The 18,855-nt window shown below is 55.1% G+C and carries 19 protein-coding genes, 1 tRNA gene and 1 pseudogene; 18 read left to right on the top strand and 3 right to left on the bottom strand.

Annotated elements, in window-relative coordinates:
• Window positions 1-65 precede the first annotated feature (65 nt).
• The 6 genes from AC4ED1_RS10205 to AC4ED1_RS10230 all read left to right on the top strand — a co-directional run bounded on the left by AC4ED1_RS10205 (window position 66) and on the right by AC4ED1_RS10230 (window position 4,176).
• Window positions 66-539, top strand: coding sequence for an NUDIX hydrolase (locus AC4ED1_RS10205; protein WP_490938232.1), 474 nt, complete (start codon window positions 66-68; stop codon window positions 537-539).
• An 87-nt stretch (window positions 540-626) separates the two neighbouring features.
• Window positions 627-1,496: an RNase adapter RapZ gene (gene rapZ / locus AC4ED1_RS10210; RefSeq protein ID WP_490938234.1), complete on the top strand. Its 870-nt coding sequence runs from the start codon at window positions 627-629 to the stop codon at window positions 1,494-1,496.
• 2 nt (window positions 1,497-1,498) lie between these two features.
• The gene (locus AC4ED1_RS10215) at window positions 1,499-2,731 is read left to right on the top strand and encodes a gluconeogenesis factor YvcK family protein (protein WP_490938236.1); all 1,233 of its coding nucleotides are present in this window, start codon (window positions 1,499-1,501) and stop codon (window positions 2,729-2,731) included.
• On the top strand, window positions 2,682-3,632 hold the full coding sequence (whiA, locus tag AC4ED1_RS10220) for a DNA-binding protein WhiA (protein ID WP_490938238.1): 951 nt from the start codon (window positions 2,682-2,684) through the stop codon (window positions 3,630-3,632). Before AC4ED1_RS10215 ends, whiA begins: the two co-directional genes overlap by 50 nt.
• Window positions 3,614-3,871 carry an HPr family phosphocarrier protein gene (locus AC4ED1_RS10225; RefSeq protein WP_490938240.1) on the top strand — a complete coding sequence of 86 codons (258 nt, stop codon included), beginning with the start codon at window positions 3,614-3,616 and terminating at the stop codon, window positions 3,869-3,871. The genes whiA and AC4ED1_RS10225 overlap by 19 nt, the downstream gene beginning before the upstream one ends.
• Before the next feature lie 5 nt (window positions 3,872-3,876).
• A complete protein-coding gene (locus AC4ED1_RS10230; RefSeq protein WP_490938242.1) occupies window positions 3,877-4,176 on the top strand; it encodes a hypothetical protein in 300 nt (99 codons plus the stop codon).
• 154 nt (window positions 4,177-4,330) lie between these two features.
• Here AC4ED1_RS10230 and AC4ED1_RS10235 read toward each other — a convergent pair whose 3' ends face one another.
• Window positions 4,331-4,864, bottom strand: coding sequence for a peroxiredoxin (locus tag AC4ED1_RS10235; protein WP_490938244.1), 534 nt, complete (start codon window positions 4,862-4,864; stop codon window positions 4,331-4,333).
• Window positions 4,865-5,584: 720 nt separating this feature from the next.
• Between AC4ED1_RS10235 and AC4ED1_RS10240 the strand changes: the two are divergent.
• Window positions 5,585-6,502: pseudogene (locus AC4ED1_RS10240) on the top strand (group II intron maturase-specific domain-containing protein).
• Window positions 6,503-6,583: 81 nt separating this feature from the next.
• Here the strand turns inward: AC4ED1_RS10240 and AC4ED1_RS10245 are convergent.
• Window positions 6,584-6,658 (bottom strand) — tRNA-Arg (locus AC4ED1_RS10245).
• Between the two features lie 247 nt (window positions 6,659-6,905).
• Here AC4ED1_RS10245 and thiD point away from each other — a divergent pair.
• Window positions 6,906-7,709, top strand: coding sequence for a bifunctional hydroxymethylpyrimidine kinase/phosphomethylpyrimidine kinase (gene thiD / locus AC4ED1_RS10250; RefSeq protein WP_490938246.1), 804 nt, complete (start codon window positions 6,906-6,908; stop codon window positions 7,707-7,709).
• A 115-nt stretch (window positions 7,710-7,824) separates the two neighbouring features.
• Here thiD and AC4ED1_RS10255 read toward each other — a convergent pair whose 3' ends face one another.
• Window positions 7,825-8,625: a pyrroline-5-carboxylate reductase dimerization domain-containing protein gene (locus tag AC4ED1_RS10255; protein WP_490938248.1), complete on the bottom strand. Its 801-nt coding sequence runs from the start codon at window positions 8,623-8,625 to the stop codon at window positions 7,825-7,827.
• Between the two features lie 102 nt (window positions 8,626-8,727).
• Here AC4ED1_RS10255 and AC4ED1_RS10260 point away from each other — a divergent pair, with 102 nt between their 5' ends.
• From AC4ED1_RS10260 to AC4ED1_RS10305, 10 genes are all read left to right on the top strand, one after another.
• Entirely contained in the window at window positions 8,728-8,913 is a 186-nt protein-coding gene (locus AC4ED1_RS10260; protein ID WP_490938250.1) for a YetF domain-containing protein, read from the top strand.
• A gap of 65 nt (window positions 8,914-8,978) precedes the next feature.
• Entirely contained in the window at window positions 8,979-10,310 is a 1,332-nt protein-coding gene (rpoN, locus tag AC4ED1_RS10265; protein WP_490938252.1) for an RNA polymerase factor sigma-54, read from the top strand.
• Between the two features lie 98 nt (window positions 10,311-10,408).
• The gene (locus AC4ED1_RS10270; RefSeq protein WP_490938254.1) at window positions 10,409-11,473 is read left to right on the top strand and encodes a sugar-binding transcriptional regulator; all 1,065 of its coding nucleotides are present in this window, start codon (window positions 10,409-10,411) and stop codon (window positions 11,471-11,473) included.
• On the top strand, window positions 11,470-12,477 hold the full coding sequence (gene gap / locus AC4ED1_RS10275; protein WP_490938256.1) for a type I glyceraldehyde-3-phosphate dehydrogenase: 1,008 nt from the start codon (window positions 11,470-11,472) through the stop codon (window positions 12,475-12,477). Before AC4ED1_RS10270 ends, gap begins: the two co-directional genes overlap by 4 nt.
• 156 nt (window positions 12,478-12,633) lie before the next feature.
• Window positions 12,634-13,815, top strand: coding sequence for a phosphoglycerate kinase (locus AC4ED1_RS10280; protein WP_490938258.1), 1,182 nt, complete (start codon window positions 12,634-12,636; stop codon window positions 13,813-13,815).
• 24 nt (window positions 13,816-13,839) lie between these two features.
• Entirely contained in the window at window positions 13,840-14,625 is a 786-nt protein-coding gene (gene tpiA / locus AC4ED1_RS10285; protein ID WP_490938260.1) for a triose-phosphate isomerase, read from the top strand.
• Window positions 14,626-14,652: 27 nt separating this feature from the next.
• Window positions 14,653-16,194 carry a 2,3-bisphosphoglycerate-independent phosphoglycerate mutase gene (gpmI, locus tag AC4ED1_RS10290; RefSeq protein ID WP_490938262.1) on the top strand — a complete coding sequence of 514 codons (1,542 nt, stop codon included), beginning with the start codon at window positions 14,653-14,655 and terminating at the stop codon, window positions 16,192-16,194.
• Window positions 16,195-16,243: 49 nt separating this feature from the next.
• Window positions 16,244-17,530, top strand: a complete 1,287-nt coding sequence (gene eno, locus AC4ED1_RS10295) for a phosphopyruvate hydratase (protein ID WP_490938264.1) — start codon at window positions 16,244-16,246, stop codon at window positions 17,528-17,530.
• A 130-nt stretch (window positions 17,531-17,660) separates the two neighbouring features.
• A complete protein-coding gene (secG, locus tag AC4ED1_RS10300; protein ID WP_490938266.1) occupies window positions 17,661-17,894 on the top strand; it encodes a preprotein translocase subunit SecG in 234 nt (77 codons plus the stop codon).
• 97 nt (window positions 17,895-17,991) lie between these two features.
• Window positions 17,992-18,792, top strand: coding sequence for an alpha/beta hydrolase (locus AC4ED1_RS10305; protein WP_490938268.1), 801 nt, complete (start codon window positions 17,992-17,994; stop codon window positions 18,790-18,792).
• Window positions 18,793-18,855: the final 63 nt, after the last annotated feature.

An 18,855-nucleotide genomic window follows, 5' to 3' on the forward strand; every position in this document is an offset into this window, starting at 1 on the left:
TGCACAATCGGAATTGTCTTGGCGGATCCTGCGTGATATTCTAATGACGGCGGGAGTTGATGTTCATGCAAATCGTCACAAATTGCGTCTTGCGCCGCGGCAGCCGGGTTCTGATGCTGCAAAAACCCCGGCGGGGCTGGTGGGTGGCGCCCGGAGGAAAAGTGGAATCCGGCGAGTCGCTTGTGGAAGCGGTTACAAGGGAATTTTGGGAAGAGACCGGTTTGTCGCTGGAACGTCCGGAACTGCGCGGGGTCTTCACCGTGATCCTGCAGGACGGAAAAGAGCTTGTCGATCATTGGCTGCTGTTCACTTTTTATGCGGAGTCTTGCGCGGGGCAGTTGCATGCCGCATGCGAGGAAGGACGCCTGGAATGGGTAAGCGTCGAGGCGTTGGAAAAGCTCCCGATGGCGGAAGGAGACCGGATTTTCCTGCGGCATATTTTGCAACAGCCCACTCTGTTGACGGGAAAATTCACATATACGCCCGACTATGAACTTCTCGGCTGGAACCCGGAAAATCCGCTGCCGGTTCTGAGGTGAGAAGGATTCGTACGCCATATGGCCATCTCATGTGGCGTTTTTTATTTGGTATAATGAAGGATGAAACCCTTTGCGGGAGGTGGTACCATGCATCCGGCTGTCAAAATTCTGATTTTGACGGGCTTGTCCGGGGCGGGAAAATCGGTTGCGCTGCAAAGCCTTGAGGACCTCGGATATTTTTGCGTCGACAATTTGCCACCTGCCTTGATTCCAAAATTGGGAGAGCTCGTTTACCAATCGGACGGCAAAGTGTCAAAGGTGGCGTTGGTGTGCGATCTTCGCGCCCGCGCTTTTGACAAGGAACTGTTTGAAGCCGTCAACGAGTTGGAAGAAAGGATCGGGATTACCTGTCAGGTGCTTTATATGGAGGCGGATGACGAAACGCTGGTCAACCGCTATAAGGAAACGAGGAGACGCCATCCGTTGGCGCCGGAAGGACGGATTACGGAAGGCATCGCCAAAGAACGCAAAAAGCTGGAAGAAATACGGGGCCGCGCGGACTGGATCATCAACACCAGCAAGATGAAACCGTCGGAGTTGAAAGCGTTGATCAGCGAGCGGTTTACCCATTCCGACGAACGAAAGCTGAGGATTCATATCGTGTCTTTCGGTTTCAAACACGGCATTCCGATCGATGCCGATTTGGTGTTTGACGTCCGGTTTTTGCCGAATCCCCATTATGTGGAATCACTGCGACCGTTGACCGGGAAAAATCCGGAAGTGTACGACTACGTGATGAAGTGGCCGGTCACCCAACAATTTGTCGAGAAGCTGATCGATCTGGTGGATTTTCTGATTCCCCATTTTGAGAAGGAAGGAAAACAGCAGGTTGTGATCGCGATCGGCTGTACGGGGGGGCAGCACCGCTCCGTCTCCATCGCCGAACTCTTGTACCGCCATCTGCAACATAACGATTCGGTCGTGGTCACCCATCGCGACTGTGCAAAGGAACGATAATCATGGTCAAAAAATGGTGGCTGCTCGCCTGGACATTGTGCGTGTTTGGCCTCGGCCTGATTACGGCAGGAGCCGGATTGCATGCGGTAATGGGGCAGGCGTCGGTAATCGGCTTGGCATGTCTTTTGGTGGGTTCCGGGTTGCTCGCGCTCGGGTGGTGGCGGGATGAGCAGATCGGCCGTAAGGAAATGCTGGCCAAGTACAGACGGCCCAGGTTGGTCGTGATCGGGGGAGGCACGGGGCTGTCGGTCCTGCTGCGGGGACTGAAGCAATATGACGCGGACATTACCGCTGTTGTAACCGTCGCGGATGACGGCGGATCGTCCGGACGCCTGCGGTCTGATTTTGACATGCCGCCGCCGGGAGACATCCGGAACTGCCTCGTGGCCTTGGCGGATACGGAACCGCTTTTGGAAAAATTGTGGCAGCACCGGTTTAAGGCGGGAGAAGGGCTTGCCGGACACAGCTTCGGCAACCTGTTTATCGCCGCGATGACGGATGTTACCGGGGACTTTGAGACGGCCATCCGTGAAACGTCGAGGGTGCTTGCCGTACGGGGCCGCGTGCTTCCGGCGGTCGGGAGAGCGGTGATCCTGAAAGCCCATATGACGGACGGTACGGTTGTCACCGGAGAGTCACAGATTCCCAACGTCGGCAAAAAAATTCGGCGGGTGGAGATCGAGCCTGCCGATGTGTCGCCTTTGCCCGAAGTGATGCAAGCGCTGCAGGAAGCGGACGCGATCATTATCGGCCCCGGCAGTTTGTATACGAGCATCTTGCCAAACCTGCTGGTTCCGGGGATTGCCGACGCCATCCGGGCGTCGAAAGCAAAGAAAATTTACATTTGCAACGTGATGACCCAGCCCGGAGAAACCGACAACTATTCGGCTTCGCAGCATGTAAAAGCGATTTACGATCATGTGGGACCCGATTTGTTTCAGTATGTGCTTGTCAATTCCGCGCCGATTCCGCCAGCGGTGATCGAGCAGTACCGTGAAAAACAAGCGGCTCCCGTCGTGGCGGACACGTGGAACCTGCAGCAGATGGGGCTCAATGTGATCGCCCGAAACTTCCTTCATTACGCGATTTACGCCCGGCATGACGCAAGTCGCATCAGCGAACAGATTTTATCGATTCTCGCAAGGGATCTGAAGAAAAGACAAACGGGTTTCCAGGAGGCTGACGATGTCGTTTGCGTCCAGAACGAAAAAAGAATTGACTCAACTGGAAGCTAAACTCTGCTGTCAAAACGCGGAATTGTCGGCGATGGTCAGGCTCAGCGGCAATATGGAAGAAACGAACAGCCGCCCGGCGCTTGTGATTTCCACCGAGAACGCCGCGATCGCGAGAAGGATGTACACGCTGATCCGCAGGATTTTCGGTGCCCATGCGGAGGTCCTTGTCCGCAAGAAAATGCGGCTGAAAAAAAACAACGTGTACATGGTCCGGGTTCCCTTCCGCGTGCAGGAAATTCTTCAACAATTGAAAATCGTTGAAATCGGTGTACAATATAAGCAGGAAATCGACTCCGAGCTGGTTGCGAGACCCTGTTGCAAACGGGCGTATCTGCGCGGAGCGTTTCTTGCGGCTGGCTCGGTGAACGACCCGGAGAGCAACTCCTATCATCTGGAGATCGCCTTGAGCGAGAAACGCTTGGGCCAATCGCTGCTCGCCCTGGTCAACGAATTTCAATTGAACGCGAAGCTGATCGAACGCAAGAAAGTGCATGTGGTATATCTCAAGGAAGGAGACAAGATCATCGAATTCCTGAACATTATCGGGGCTCACCAAGCGCTTCTGCATTTTGAGGATGTGAGAATCCTCAAGGGCATGCGCAATCAGGTGAACCGTCTGGTCAATTGCGAAACGGCCAACCTGAACAAGACGATTCACGCGGCGGTCCGCCAAATCGAAAATATCCGGCTGGTTGAGCAGGTGATCGGGCTGGAAAACTTACCGCCCCATTTGAAGGAAGTAGCCGAACTTCGATTGAAGTATCCCGATATCAACCTCAAAGAGTTGGGATCCATGCTGGCGGGAAACGTTTCAAAATCGGGAGTGAACCACAGGCTGCGCAAGCTGGAAGAGATAGCAGACAAACTCAGGGAGGGATTCGGATGGCCGAAAAAAGTGTAAAAGTCAATTTGCGGGCCGGTCTCCATGCGCGTCCGGCAGCTTTGTTCGTACAACAGGCCAACAAGTTCACCAGCGAGATCTTTGTCGAAAAGGACGGCAAATCGGTCAACGCAAAAAGCATTATGGGCATTATGTCGCTTGCCATTTCAAAAGGGACGCAAATTACAATCAAGGCCGAAGGCGCCGATGCGGAGCGGGCGGTCGAGACTTTGGCCGAAATGGTTGCACGGGAAGAATAGGGCTTATGAATCCGTTGGACTGGATCCATCGCTGGGACGACTATGAAATGATGATGTATGTCGGGAAGGACGACTCTGGGCAGGAAAAAATTTTTATGCAGGTCTCAAGGATCATTCGCACGGAGCAAGCAATCGGCCAAGAGATCCTGTACGACCGGGAGATCGGTCTGTTGAACGCGGAAATCATCCGCGGCGTGAATCGTGACGCTTGGGAAGAAAAGCAGTTGCGCTGGTTTTTGGATACGCATCCCGATCTTGTCGAACGGGAAAAAGCATATCTCAAGGAATGGGAGAAAAGCCGCTAGTTCTTTTCTTGTAGAAGGATCGACGTGAAGCCAAGGTTGCTCTGCAGCAAGCGTTTGAAAAGTATGGTTTGCAGTAGCCTCTCGTTGCCTGTGAAAAAAGCGACCCTCCGTTTTTCGGACGGTCGCTTTTTTACGCGGGTTTGTTGCCGGTTTGTCAGAGCGTTTTTTGACCGGGTTTCCAGTCGGCCGGGCAAAGCCCGCCGGCTTGCAGAGCTTGCAGCACACGCAGCGTTTCGTCTACGCTGCGACCGATGTTGTTGTCGTGTACAACCTGGTAACGGATAATCCCTTCCGGGTCGATGATGAAGAGACCGCGCAGCGAAATTCCCTTGTCTTCGATCAAAACGTCATAGGCACGCGCCACTTCTTTCGTGATGTCGGACGCGAGCGGATAGTTGATTTCGCCCAATCCGCCCTTGTCGCGGGGAGTTTGGATCCATGCGCGGTGCGTGTACACGCTGTCGATGGACACACCGAGGATTTCGGCGCCGAGATCGGAAAATTCTTTCGCCCGGTCGCTGATTGCCGTGATTTCGGTCGGGCAGACAAACGTGAAGTCAAGCGGATAGAAGAACAGAACGAGCCATTTTCCCTTGTAGTCTTCAAGCGATGCGTAGTGATCGAGTGTTTCGAGGTTCTTGGTTGTCACCATTCGGAAGTCAGGCGCTTTTTGACCTACCAGCGGCATATGTAAAACCTCCCACGTAAAATTTTTACCCAAGAGGCGCAGGAACACCGGTGGCTCCTGCGCTCGGGTATTAGTGTAGACAATTGTATGATACCATTATAACTTTCTGGAATCAATACAATAATAAAATGTTTAAAAATTAGACAAAAAAGTTTGAATGTTGACGGCAAGGCTGCGGATTGTCTATAGGGTGAGAGTCCCGAATGGCGAAGGTAGCAGTAGCCATAGCTTAAAGCAAGGGTGTCCGCCGCGAGGCGGAAGCTGATGTTGCTGGCGGCAAACCTCCGGCCTGAGGAACACGAACTTCATATGAGGCTAGCGATTGTTGGATGAGTCTGCACAACAAGACAAGGTCCTTGCTACCAAAGACAATCGAGAGTAAATGAAGCAGGTAGATGGAGGGAAAGACAACGCCCTTACCCGGGGAGACCTGCCGGCGCGCCGATTCAATTGGTAACCCGTACCGTGAGGTACGGCTGAACCGGCAGGAGTCAGCAGAGGCCATAGTACCTGCGAGGAGACGACCAAACAGGGAAGGGCCGAACATGATTGTGAGGGTTGGTCATGGCAAGTTCGAGAGAAGAGCAAAGAAAGCAGAAAATCCCGAAGGGGAGCTATCTTCAGGAGGAAGCAGTGAATCTGCAGGGGACGGAAGAAGCGCCGAGTTCTTCACCGGCACGACCCAAGGAACCAACCCGCGAAGTGTGCCTGGATCACCTGATGGAGCAAGTGGTAAACCGTGAGAATATGCTCATAGCCTTGCACCGTGTCGAGAGAAACAAAGGAGTGGCAGGAGTTGACGGAATGGAGATAAAATCCCTTCGACCATTCCTGCTCGACAACTGGACGCATATCCGAAATCAACTTCTCAACGGGACCTACCAACCGAAACCGGTCCGTCGAGTCGAAATCCCGAAACCAGATGGAGGAATACGGTTACTCGGAATCCCAACGGTGCTGGACCGCTTGATCCAGCAGGCTCTTCTACAAGTCTTAACCCCGATCTTGGATCCCACTTTCTCGTTTTGTGCGCTATGCAGATGATTGTAACATTTACGTGAAAAGCCGACGCGCGGGTGAGAGGGTACTTGCCAGTGTCAAACGATTTGTAGAAGAACGACTCAAGCTGAAAGTAAATATGGAAAAGAGTGCGGTAGACCGGCCATGGAAACGCAAGTTTCTCGGCTTCTCATTCACGTGGTCCAAAGAACCAAAGATACGTCTCGCACCGAAAACGGTGAAACAGTTCAAGATAAAAATACGGGAATTGACGAGCCGGAGGAAAAGTCAATCCATGGAACAACGGATCCAGAAACTCAATGAATATCTTCTTGGTTGGAGCGGCTACTTTCGCCTGGCAGACACGCGTAGCGTATTCCAATCCCTTGATGAATGGGTTCGGCGAAGGCTGAGGATGTGTCTTTTGAAACAATGGAAGAAACCGAAGACAAGAAGAAGGAATTTGATTGCCTTAGGAATCCCAGAGGAGCAAGCGGTTCTGATAAGCGGATCACGAAAGGGTTACTGGAGACTCTCAAACACACCGCAAGTAAATAAAGCCCTTGGTCTCGCTTGTTGGCGGAACAAGGACTTACAAGCTTGGTCGAAAGACTTGACATACTTCGTTCCACAACATGAACCGCCGTATACCGAACGGTACGTACGGTGGTGTGAGAGGACGGGGGTTAGCCGCCCCCTCCTACTCGATCACAAAATGTCTGGTGCACCCGTAGGGAATTGAACCCCAACCTCAGGCTCCGGAGGCCTGCGTCCTATCCATTGGACCACGGGTGCGGATCCGGTGCCGGAACGATTCGGAACGATATTGAATTCGCAAGAACGACGATTTTTATCATACACGAAGCGAGCCGTTTTTGCAACCGCCAAAATCAGGTTCCGCAAAAAAATCAGGTTCAACACAAGGGAGGATGGCCCGTTGACCGGGCCGATTTTTCAGCCGTACAATGAAAGAAACTTGTTTTACATATGAGTGTCAAATTATGAAAGCCTTGGATTGGAAGGCGAAAGGGGATTGTTTGCCATGGCAATTGCGCGGGCATTGACCATCGCCGGGTCGGATAGCGGGGGCGGCGCCGGGATTCAGGCGGACCTGAAGACATTTACCGTGCTCGGGGTGTACGGCATGTCGGCTTTAACCGCGATTACGGCGCAAAATACACAGGGGGTACACGGGATTTACAACCTCCCGTTGGAAGCGATCGAACAACAGATCGATGCGGTGGTGACCGATATCGGAGTGGACGCGGTCAAGACCGGCATGCTGTCGCAAGCGCCGATTATCGAATTGGTGGCGGCGAAGATCAGGCGGCATGCGATTCCCAATCTCGTGGTCGATCCGGTAATGGTGGCGAAAGGCGGCGCCCGCTTGCTGGAAGAGTCGGCACAAAACGCCCTGATTCAACAGTTGATTCCGCTTGCGCAGGTCGTAACGCCGAACTTGCCCGAAGCGGAAGTGTTGACGGGGCTCACGATTCGAACGGTCGCCGACATGAGGGAGGCCGCCAAGCGGATCCGGGAATTTGGCACCCGCACCGTCGTGGTAAAAGGCGGGCACTTGGCAGGCGACGCGATTGACGTTGTCTATGACGGGGAGACATTTGACGAGCTTCGGGCACCGAGAATCGAGACGCGCCACACGCACGGCACCGGCTGTACTTTCTCGGCGGCGGTGACGGCCGAATTGGCGAAAGGCAAGAACGTGATGGAGGCGGTTGCGGTCGCGAAAGAGTTCATCACATGCGCGATAGCGGACTCCTTCGGGTTGGGAGGAGGCCACGGGCCCACCAACCACTGGGCGTACGGGAACAAGCAGCGAGAATCATAATGGAAGCTAACAAGCCCTTTGCGGAGCCTTGCACGGCAAAGGGCTTTATTTTGCGCATCCGGTGCAGGCGTGCTGTCTTCAGGTCCGGCAGACGGCGCTTCGATATGCATATTTGTCACTGCTGTCTGGAGTGCTGTTCCTGTTTTTGTTTCGTGGCGAGAAGCACTTGGTCGAAGAGTCCCGCCGCAACGGATTCCAACACTTTGAGTCCCTCCTCGGTGATGCCTCCCGGGACCGCGACCCGGGAGACGATCTCGTCAAAGGTATAGTTCTCCTCCACCAGAAGTTTCCCGAGTCCGTAAATCATGCATTTCACAAACCGGTTCGCTTGTTCCCGCGGGATGCCGCCCTGGCGGACGGCCGCTTCCGCGAAAGACTGCAGGAGAAACGCGAGAAAGGCCGGCCCGCAGCTCGTCAGATCGGAGCTGACGCGAATATCTTCTTCATTTATGGAAAGTGGAAATGAGATGTGGCGGCAGACCGTCTCGAACAACTCCCGGTCCTCCTGGGTAAGCCGCGTGCCGTACATCGTGAGAATCACGCCGGACAGAGCTTCTTGCGTAACGGAGGGGATGATTTTCACGACTTTGCAAGGCGTTGCCGCCTCCAGCGCGGCAATCGACCAGACGGAGTTGATCGACACCAAAAACTGGCCGGGCGTTAAGTGCGGCCCGATCCGGTCCAAGACGGTTTGCACATCCCCCGGTTTGACGCAAACAAAAATAAAATCGCAAGACTTCGCAAGCGAAACGGCATCCCCCATTTTGCGGATACGGGGGAATTTTGCGACGATTTGATTCAGCTTGGAAACGGTTCGGTTGCAAGCGACTACCTCCACATCCGGCATATCTGAACGGACAAAGGCCCTGGCCAGCATCCCCCCCATGCTCCCGGTGCCGATAAATCCGATACGCAAGGCAGTCTCCTCCCTTTTTCGGTATCTATTGCAGTGTATTCCGCAAGGCGGAAGGGCATGACTAAAACTTGAGAACAGGCAGGACAAGGGGGCACTCAGCCGATGGACAGAACGCCGATTTACCTGATCAGGCGGGGGCAAATTGTGCGCGAAAACCTGATCCGGATCGGACGAACGGAACCCTGGATGCGGGAGCGGTTGCAGGATCTGCAAGTGTATGACATCCGGCAGGTCCGATACGCTCATCTTGACCACAACGGAACTTTTCACGTTCATGTGAAATCTTAGTGACGGTCCGGGGGATTTAGGATAAGATAAAGAAGAATTCGAGCTTTGTCCAAGGGGGAGTTCCCGTGCGGATGGGGTATGGTCTGTGGCAGGAGCAAACCCAAAAACTCGTTATGACACCCGAACTGCGGCAGGCGATAACGATTCTGCAGTTTTCTTCGCAAGAGCTGCTGGAATATCTGGAGTCGGAAGCCGCGCAAAACCCGGTCATCGAATTGGACCCCCCCGACTGGACACAGGTCGCCCGCGAACTGCGTGACGACAGGCAACGCCGAAGCGTCGGCGAAACGAAAGAAGTCCCGATTGGATCGGTGATGCGTACCAACCAGTCGTTGGAGGAGCATCTGAAACGGCAGCTGAACCTTATCAAAACGACGGACCGAGAGCGGCAACTTGCTTCTTATATCATCGGCAGCCTGAATTCCAACGGATACTTGACGCTGCCGATCGAGGAGATTGCAGCGATTCACAAGTGCGACGCGGAACAGGTCGAACAGGCGTTGCGTCTGGTGCAGAGCTTTGAACCGACCGGCGTTGGCGCCCGCACGGCGGAAGAATGCCTGTTGTTGCAGGCGTTGGAGATCAAGGATGTAAGTCCCGTCGTCTTCGACATTATCGAGCATCATCTGGCGAATGTGGCACAGGGGAGAATCGCCAAAATCGCTTCCGCTCTTGGCATTACCGCCAAGCAGACGCAAGAGGCGATCGACCTCATCCGTTCCCTGGACCCGAAGCCCGGGCGCTGGTATACCAACGAGCAGCCTGCCTATATCGTCCCGGACGTAATCGTGGAACGCGTTTCGGGCGAGTATGTGGTGATCGTCAACGACCGTTCGGTGCCGCGTCTGCACATCAACGATTTTTACCGGAAAATATTGGAGCAGAAGGACGACGGAGTGTCCAAGGAAACCAAAGAGTACATCACGGGCAAATTAAACTCGGCCTTTTGGCTGCTGAAAAGCATCGAGCAGCGCCGTCAGACCCTGCAGAAGGTGACGGAAGCGATCGTGGAATTTCAAAAGGAATTTTTCGATCAAGGGGTGCGCAAACTAAAACCGCTTACTTTAAAACAGGTGGCCGAAAAAATCGGGATGCACGAATCGACCGTTTCCCGGGCCACAGCGGGGAAATACGCGCAAACTCCACGGGGCGTCTATGAATTGAAATTTTTTTTCGATTCCGGAGTCGCCACTCTGATCGGCGAAGGGGCTTCGGCGGAAAGCATTAAAGCGAAAATCAAAGCGCTGGTGGAGCAAGAGGATCCCCAACAGCCGCTTAGCGATCAGAAAATCGGCGAATTGCTACAAAAGGAAGGCATCCGGATTTCGCGGCGGACGGTGGCGAAGTACAGGGAAGAGATAGGAATCGCGTCTTCCTTGCAACGAAAGAGATATTAAGGTACAATAATATTATGGCAGATTTGCCATTTTCTTTTCGAGTTATTGGGACAAAAAATGTAATATTGGGACCTATTTCGTCCCGAGGAGGCTCCAGGATGACGAGAGAGATGACGAGAGAATTGATTCAGATTCAACAGAAGCTGGTTCCGGATCTGTTGCAGGAGATGAAGCGGAGGTACCGGATTCTGCAGCAAATCAACTTGACGCAACCGATCGGGCGGCGGGGGTTGGCCCAGCATCTCGAGACAACGGAGCGGATCTTGCGCACCGAAGTTGAATTTTTGAAAGAACAGGGTTTGCTCGCAACGGCGACAGTCGGTATGAGCTTGACGGAGGCCGGCCGTCAGGTTTTGAACGGTTTGCACGAAGCCATGCGCGAGATCGAAGGATTTAGGGAACTGGAGCAGCGCTTGTCCGAGTTTCTGCAAATTCCGGAGGTTCTTATCGTGCCCGGGGATTCCGAAAAAGATGCTTTGGTAAAACGGGAGATGGGATATCTGGCCGCCCGGCTTGTCAGAGACAAGCTGCAGGCGGGGGTTTTGGCGGTTACCGGCGGCAGCACGGTGGCCGCCGTGGCGGAGATGATGCCGGAATTGCCGGTCGCTTGCCCGGTCGAAGTGCTCCCGGCGAGAGGGGGGTTCGGGGAGAACGTGGAGATACAGGCCAATACGATTGCCGCTGTTTTTGCCAACAAACTTGGCGGCACTTACCGGATGCTGCACGTTCCCGACAACCTTTCCGAGGAAGCGTACCATTCTTTGCGCGAAGAAGCGTACACGCGGGAGTATCTCAGCCGCATCCGGAAAACCCGGATGCTGGTGCACGGAATCGGGCGGGCTTTGGTCATGGCCGAAAGGCGCGGAGCGTCGGAAGAAGTTCTGTCGTTGCTTGCCGAAAGGAGGGCGACGGGGGAAGCGCTTGGCTATTATTTCGACGCGGAAGGTCGGATTGTGTACGCGATAAACTCGATCGGCCTGCGAATGAACGATCTCGATCAGGTTGAAACGATTGTCGCGGTGGCGGGCGGGGCGGACAAAGCGGCGGCCGTCCTGGCGGTGGCCCGCGGCAGCAGGCAGGATGTGCTGGTGACAGACGCGGCCTGCGCGGAAGCGATCTTGGAGATGTATGGAAAACATATGAAAGGAGTCGAAAAACGATGATTCGCGTGGGGATTAACGGTTTTGGACGGATTGGCAGGAACGTGTTTCGGGCGGCGATGGCCCACACGGAGATTGAGATTGTGGCTGTAAACGATCTGACGGATGCCGAAACATTGGCGCACCTGCTCAAATATGATTCGGTGCATGGCATGCTGGAAGCGGAAGTCGAAGGAAAAGCGGGTTCCTTGTATGTCAACGGCAAGGAGGTCAAGGTTTTGGCCGAACGGGAACCCGGCAACCTGCCTTGGGGACGGATGGAAGTGGATGTGGTCGTCGAATCGACCGGGCGGTTCACGGACAAGGCGAAGGCGGAGGCGCACATTACGGGCGGCGGCGCGAAAAAAGTGATCATCTCCGCCCCGGGCAAAAACGAGGACATCACGATCGTAATGGGTGTCAATGAGGACAAATACGATCCGCAGGCCCATCACGTTATCTCGAATGCGTCGTGCACGACGAATTGCCTGGCTCCTTTTGCGAAGGTACTGCATGAAAAGTTCGGGATCAAGCACGGTCTGATGACAACGGTGCATTCCTACACCAACGACCAGCAGATTCTCGATTTGCCGCATAAAGACCTGCGCCGGGCCCGGGCAGCCGCATTGAGCATCATTCCGACGTCGACGGGCGCCGCAAAGGCGGTGGCGCTGGTACTGCCGGAATTGAAGGGCAAGCTCAACGGTTTTGCGATGCGGGTTCCGACACCAAACGTGTCTGTCGTCGACTTGAACGTTGAAGTTGAAAAACCGACCACCGTCGCGGAAGTCAACGCAGCGTTGCGAGAAGCCGCCGAAGGGCCGTTGAAAGGCATCCTCGGCTATTCGGAGAAACCGCTCGTTTCCAGCGACTACAATGGAAACCCCCATTCCTCCATCATCGACGCATTGTCTACCCTGGTGATCGACGGCACGATGGTCAAAGTCGTATCCTGGTACGACAACGAGTGGGGATATTCGAACCGCATCGTGGATCTGATCGAATACATCGCGAAAAAATCTTTCTGAACGGGACGGAATCAGTCCCGGGGTAGCGTCAGACGGGACAATTTACGTCCCGTCTAAACTTTGATAAAATAGTACGCTGACAGTGCCTCACTCCATCATCCGGGCACCAAACGAACATTTCATAAAATTTTATTTACATATCGGCGGAGGAGAAAAATGAATAAGAAAAGTGTGCGAGACATCGATGTCCGGGGAAAGCGCGTGTTTGTCCGCGTCGATTTTAACGTGCCGCTGGAAAACGGAAAAATCACGGACGATACGCGGATTCAGGCCGCTCTTCCGACAATCCGGTACTTGCTGGAGCAAGGGGCCAAGGTGATTCTGGCGAGCCACCTGGGCCGCCCGAAGGGGGAGGCGAACCCGAAATACAGCTTGGCTCCCGTGGCGGCCAGGTTGTCCGAGTTGCTCGGCAGAAATGTCGGGATGACGAGCGATTCCGTCGGTCCGCTGGTTAAGGAACGGATTTCGCTGATGCGGGACGGCGACGTTTTGTTGTTGGAAAACGTGCGTTTTCACAAAGGAGAGGAAAAGAACGACCCGGAGCTTTCCCGTCAGTTTGCGGAACTTGCCGACATTTACGTCAATGACGCGTTCGGGACCGCTCACCGGGCTCATGCGTCAACTGCGGGCATTGCCGAATACCTTCCGGCCGTCGCCGGCTTTTTGATGGAAAAAGAGATCTCCGTGATGGGCAAGGCGTTGTCCGATCCCGAACGGCCTTTCACGGCCATCATTGGCGGCGCGAAAGTCAGCGACAAGATTTCCGTCATCGAAAACCTGCTGACCAAAGTCGACCGCCTGATCATCGGCGGGGGGATGGCCAACACGTTTTTGGCGGGGCTGGGTTACAAACTTGGAAAGTCGCTGATCGAACCCGACAAATTGGACGACGCCAAAGCTCTGGTGGAGCGGGCGAAAGAAAAAGGAGTCGACTTGCTGCTGCCGGTCGATCTCGTGGCAGCGACCGAATTTGCGGCAAACGCGGAACAGCGGACGGTCGATTTGAACGAAATGCCGGACGATTGGATGGCCCTGGACATCGGACCGAAAACGGTGGCGAAGTACCGGGAAGCGATTCGCGCTTCCAAAACGGTGATTTGGAACGGGCCGATGGGCGTGTTCGAATTCGACGCGTTCGCCAAAGGCACCCATGCGATTGCGCAGGCGGTCGCGGAGGTGCGGGGAACGACGATCGTCGGCGGCGGGGATTCGGTGGCAGCCGTTGAAAAAAGCGGCCTTGCGGACCGCATGACCCATATTTCCACCGGCGGTGGCGCGTCTTTGGAGTTTCTCGAAGGGAAAGTACTGCCCGGCGTGGCAGCGCTGAACGACAAGTAACCGGCAGCGGGGAGGGGACACGGGATGGCGTCTACACGCACTCCGATCATCGCAGGAAATTGGAAAATGTACAAAACATCCGCGGAAGCAAAGGAGTTTGCGCGTGCGGTCGCGAAAGAATTGCAAGACACTACCGGCGTCGAGATGGTGGTGTGCGCCCCGTTTACGGCGCTGGCGGCGCTGCAAGAGACGCTTTCGGGCACCGGGATTGCACTTGGCGCACAAAATGTTCATTTTGCCGAGGAAGGGGCGTATACGGGGGAAATTGCCCCCCGCATGCTGACGGAACTGGGGGTTCGCTACGTGATTGTCGGCCACTCGGAGCGGCGGGCCTATTTTAACGAAACGGATGAAACGGTCAATCAGAAAGTCCACGCCGCTCTCAAGCATGCTCTGGTCCCGATCGTCTGCGTCGGGGAAAATCTCGCCGAGCGGGAAGCCGGGCAAACCCATGCGGTTGTGGAAGCTCAGACCCGAGCGGCGTTTGCGGGCGTGGAAGCGAGACAAGCCGGCGGAACCGTGATCGCCTACGAACCGGTTTGGGCGATCGGCACCGGCAAATCTTCAACGGCGGAAGACGCCAACGAAGTGATCGGGCATATCCGCAAGGTGTTGGCGGAACTGTATGGCGGGGAAACGGCCGGCTGTATCCGCATCCAATACGGCGGATCGGTGAAACCGGAGAATATCGGGGATTTTCTGGCGCAGCCGGATATCGACGGCGCGCTAGTCGGCGGGGCCAGTTTGGCGCCCGAGTCCTATGTGGGATTGATTCGCGGCGCGCAGGGAAAATTCCACTCAGCGGAGTAAAACATCCTGTTTTAGGAGGGAGACCAGATGGCAAGACCCAAACCTGTCGCGCTGATCATTTTGGACGGCTTCGGTTTGCGGGAAGAAAAAGAGGGCAACGCCGTCGCCCTGGCGAACAAGCCGAATTTTGACCGCTACTGGGCGGCGTATCCGCATACGCGGCTCAATGCATCCGGTGAAGCGGTCGGACTTCCCGAGGGACAAATGGGCAATTCGGAAGTCGGGCATTTGAATATCGGAGCGGGGCGGATCGTCTATCAGGACTTGACCCGGATCAGCAAATCGATCCGCGAAGGGGAATTCTTCGAGAATCCGGTGTTTCTGAACGCCATCCGCCACGTCAAACAAAACGGCACCAAACTGCATCTGTACGGCCTTGTGTCGGACGGCGGGGTGCACAGTCATATTGCGCACCTGTTCGCTTTGCTGGAATTGGCCAAGCGGCAGGATTTGAGCGAGGTTTATGTGCACGCGTTTCTGGACGGACGGGATGTGATGCCTCATACCGCCGTTAATTACATACGGGATCTGCAGGACAAGATGGATGAACTCGGCGTCGGGAAACTGGCGACGGTGCAGGGGCGTTACTACGCGATGGACCGCGACAAGCGCTGGGAACGGACGGAAAAAGCGTATCGCGCGATGGTGTACGGGGAAGGCCCGCAGTACACCGATCCGATTTTGGCGTTGCAAGAGAGTTATGAAAAATCGGTGACCGACGAGTTTGTGATGCCGACGGTCATTGTAAAGCCCGACGGTTCGCCGGTGGCGTTGATTGAGGACCGGGATGCGATCATCATGTTCAATTTCCGCCCGGACCGCGCCATCCAGATTTCGCAGGCGTTTACCAACAAGGATTTTCGCGGGTTCGACCGGGGGCCGAAATGTCCGAAAGATTTGTATTATGTGTGTCTCACCCATTTTTCCGAAACGGTTGACGGCTATGTCGCTTACAAACCGACCGATTTGGACAACACAATGGGCGAAGTGCTGACACAGCACGGTCTGAAACAGCTGCGGATTGCGGAAACGGAGAAATTCCCGCATGTCACCTATTTCTTTTCCGGCGGACGGGAGGCGGAGTTTGCAGGGGAAGAGCGGATTTTGATTCCTTCTCCCAAAGTCGCCACGTACGATTTAAAACCGGAAATGAGCGCGTATGAGGTGACGGACGCACTGCTTAAGGAACTGGACGAGGAAAAGTTCGACGCCGTCGTTCTGAACTATGCAAACCCCGATATGGTGGGGCATACCGGCGTGCTGGAGGCTGCGGTCAAAGCGGTGGAAGCGGTCGACGAATGCCTGGGACGGGTTGTCGACAAGATTCTCGAAAAAGGGGGTGTCGCGATGATTATCGCCGACCACGGCAATGCGGACATCATGATTGATCCGGTGACGGGCAAACCGTGGACCGCCCATACCACACAACCGGTTCCCTGCATTGTCACCAAACCGGGGCTTCAATTGCGGGAAGGCGGTGTTCTGGCGGATGTGGCGCCGACCTTGCTGAAGCTGCTGGAATTGCCGCAACCTGTTGAAATGACGGGAAAATCGCTGATTGTGGAATAACGGGAACCGCAGTGTCCCAAAACAATTTGAGTGCAAAGGATGATGGATGATGAGTATCATTTACGACGTTCGCGCCAGAGAAGTGTTGGATTCCCGCGGGAACCCGACAGTGGAAGTCGAAGTGGAACTGGAAAGCGGCGCTGTCGGCCGCGCCATCGTGCCGTCGGGAGCGTCAACGGGCGCGTACGAAGCGGTTGAGCTGCGGGACGGAGACAAAAACCGCTACCTTGGCAAAGGTGCTCTGAAAGCGGTCGAGAACGTAAACGAAATGATCGGACCTGAGGTCACCGGCATGGATGCGCTGGATCAGGTCGGCATCGATAACCTGATGATTCAACTGGACGGCACGCCGAATAAAAGCAAGCTGGGCGCCAACGCAATCCTCGGGGTGTCGATGGCGGTGGCTCACGCAGCAGCCGATTTTCTCGGGTTGCCGCTTTACGTTTACTTGGGCGGCTTCAATGCGAAGACACTGCCCGTTCCGATGATGAACATTCTGAACGGCGGAGCGCATGCGGACAACAACGTCGACATTCAGGAGTTCATGGTGATGCCGGTTGGAGCGGAAAGTTTCCGGGAAGCCCTGCGCATGGGTTCCGAAGTGTTCCACAGCCTGAAGGCGGTCCTTAAGGAACAGGGCCTGAATACGGCGGTGGGCGACGAAGGCGGCTTCGCGCCGAACCTGAAGTCCAACGAGGAAGCGCTCAAGGCGATTATGACCGCCATCGAACGGGCGGGCTACAAGCCGGGCGAGCAGGTTTTTTTGGCGCTCGACGTGGCGTCGACGGAAATGTACAGAGACGGAAAGTACCATCTCGAAGGCGAAGGCGTGACCAGAACTTCGGAAGAGATGATCGCCTGGTATGAGGAACTGACCGGCAAGTACCCGATCATTTCGATTGAAGACGGTTTGTCGGAAGACGACTGGGAAGGCTGGAAAAAGCTGACTGAACGCCTCGGCTCGAAAGTCCAGCTGGTCGGAGACGACCTGTTTGTGACCAATACGCAACGCCTTGCGCAGGGCATCGAATCCGGTGTGGGCAACTCGATCCTTGTCAAGGTCAATCAGATCGGGACACTAACCGAAACATTCGACGCGATCGAAATGGCGAAACGGGCGGGCTACACGGCCGTAATCTCGCACCGTTCCGGCGAAACGGAAGACGTGACGATCGCCGACATCGCCGTTGCGACCAACGCGGGGCAAATCAAGACCGGCGCTCCGTCCCGTACGGACCGGGTGGCAAAATACAATCAGCTGCTGCGGATCGAGGACATGCTGGACTATACAAGCCAGTATGCCGGCAGGAAGGCGTTCTATAACATCAAAAAATAGGTTTTCAAAAAATCGGTTTCCCGTGCAAGTGCATTTGTGTTACAATAACCGAGTACCTGTGTCGCAGTAACCGGGCATGGAATGGCCCAGGCAGCGTTGACGGGACCCGTTCGGAGGTGAGAGTATTGTGATGACATTTGCAAAAACCATGCTTGTGATCGTCTGTATCTTGCTGATTATCACGGTATTGCTCCAATCGGGACGCAACGCGGGGCTGTCCGGTGCCATTACAGGCGGCGCGGAACAGCTTATGGGACGCAAGGCCCGCGGATTGGATGCCGTACTTGCCAAGATCACCGCCGGGCTGGCAGTCGCTTTCATTCTGTTGTCGGTTTGGGTGGCTTGGCTTGTGACACACCAATAGTGAAAACGTTGGAAGTGCCGTTCTTTACGAACGGTACTTTTATTGACGAAACGGATTCATTTTTTCCGGGAGCCGCGGCATATGATGTGTCTGGGGTGTGATCAGGCGGAAATCTGCCGACTGGCGGCCGATTTTCTCGAAAGCGTTGGGGGTGGGAACGATGAGTCTGAAACGGCCGGAAGCGTTTGATTTGGCGGGTGGAAAAACGGGCGTGCTGTTGATTCACGGATTTACCGGAACGCCGTCCGAATTGCGTCCGATGGGCGAATATCTCGCGACGAAGGGATTTACCGTCAAAGCGCCGCTGTTGGCGGGGCACGGGACCACCCCCGAACAAATGATGAACACCGGCATGAAAGACTGGATCAAGTCGGCCGGAGACGCTTATTTCGATCTGCAGCGCCGCTGTAAAGACGTGTTTGTGGCCGGGCTTTCGATGGGAGGTTCGCTGGCCCTTCATTTGGCCGCGAGGCTTCCGATAAAAGGGGTGATCCCCATGTGTGCGCCGATTTTTGTCACTGACCGCAGGGCCCGATTTTCGCGGTTCGTTGCCCCGTTTGTCAAGTTTAACCCGCACAAAGTGCCTTACCCCGAACACGTTGAGCCTTACATGGCGGGTTACAACAAAACGCCGGTCAGGTGCGTGCCGGAGTTACTCAGGCTGATTCGTACGGTGCGGAACGAACTTCCGGAGATCGAGGCGCCCGCTTTGATTTTGCAAGCGGAACAGGATCAGACGGTGCGGCCCGAAAGCGCGACTTTTATTTATCAGCATATCGGCTCCCGGCAAAAGCGGCTTCTCTGGTACCCGAATTCCGGGCACATCCTGACGGTCGACCGGGATATGGAGCGGGTTTTTGCCGACGTGGAAGCGTTTCTTAAAGAAAACGGGGGATGAACGGGCAGGCGCATCCTCGTTTTTTGTGAATCGAGTAGTCGGCAACCGATTCGTGTATAATAT

It is taken from the genome of Effusibacillus sp. SKA8, from assembly GCF_058273125.1.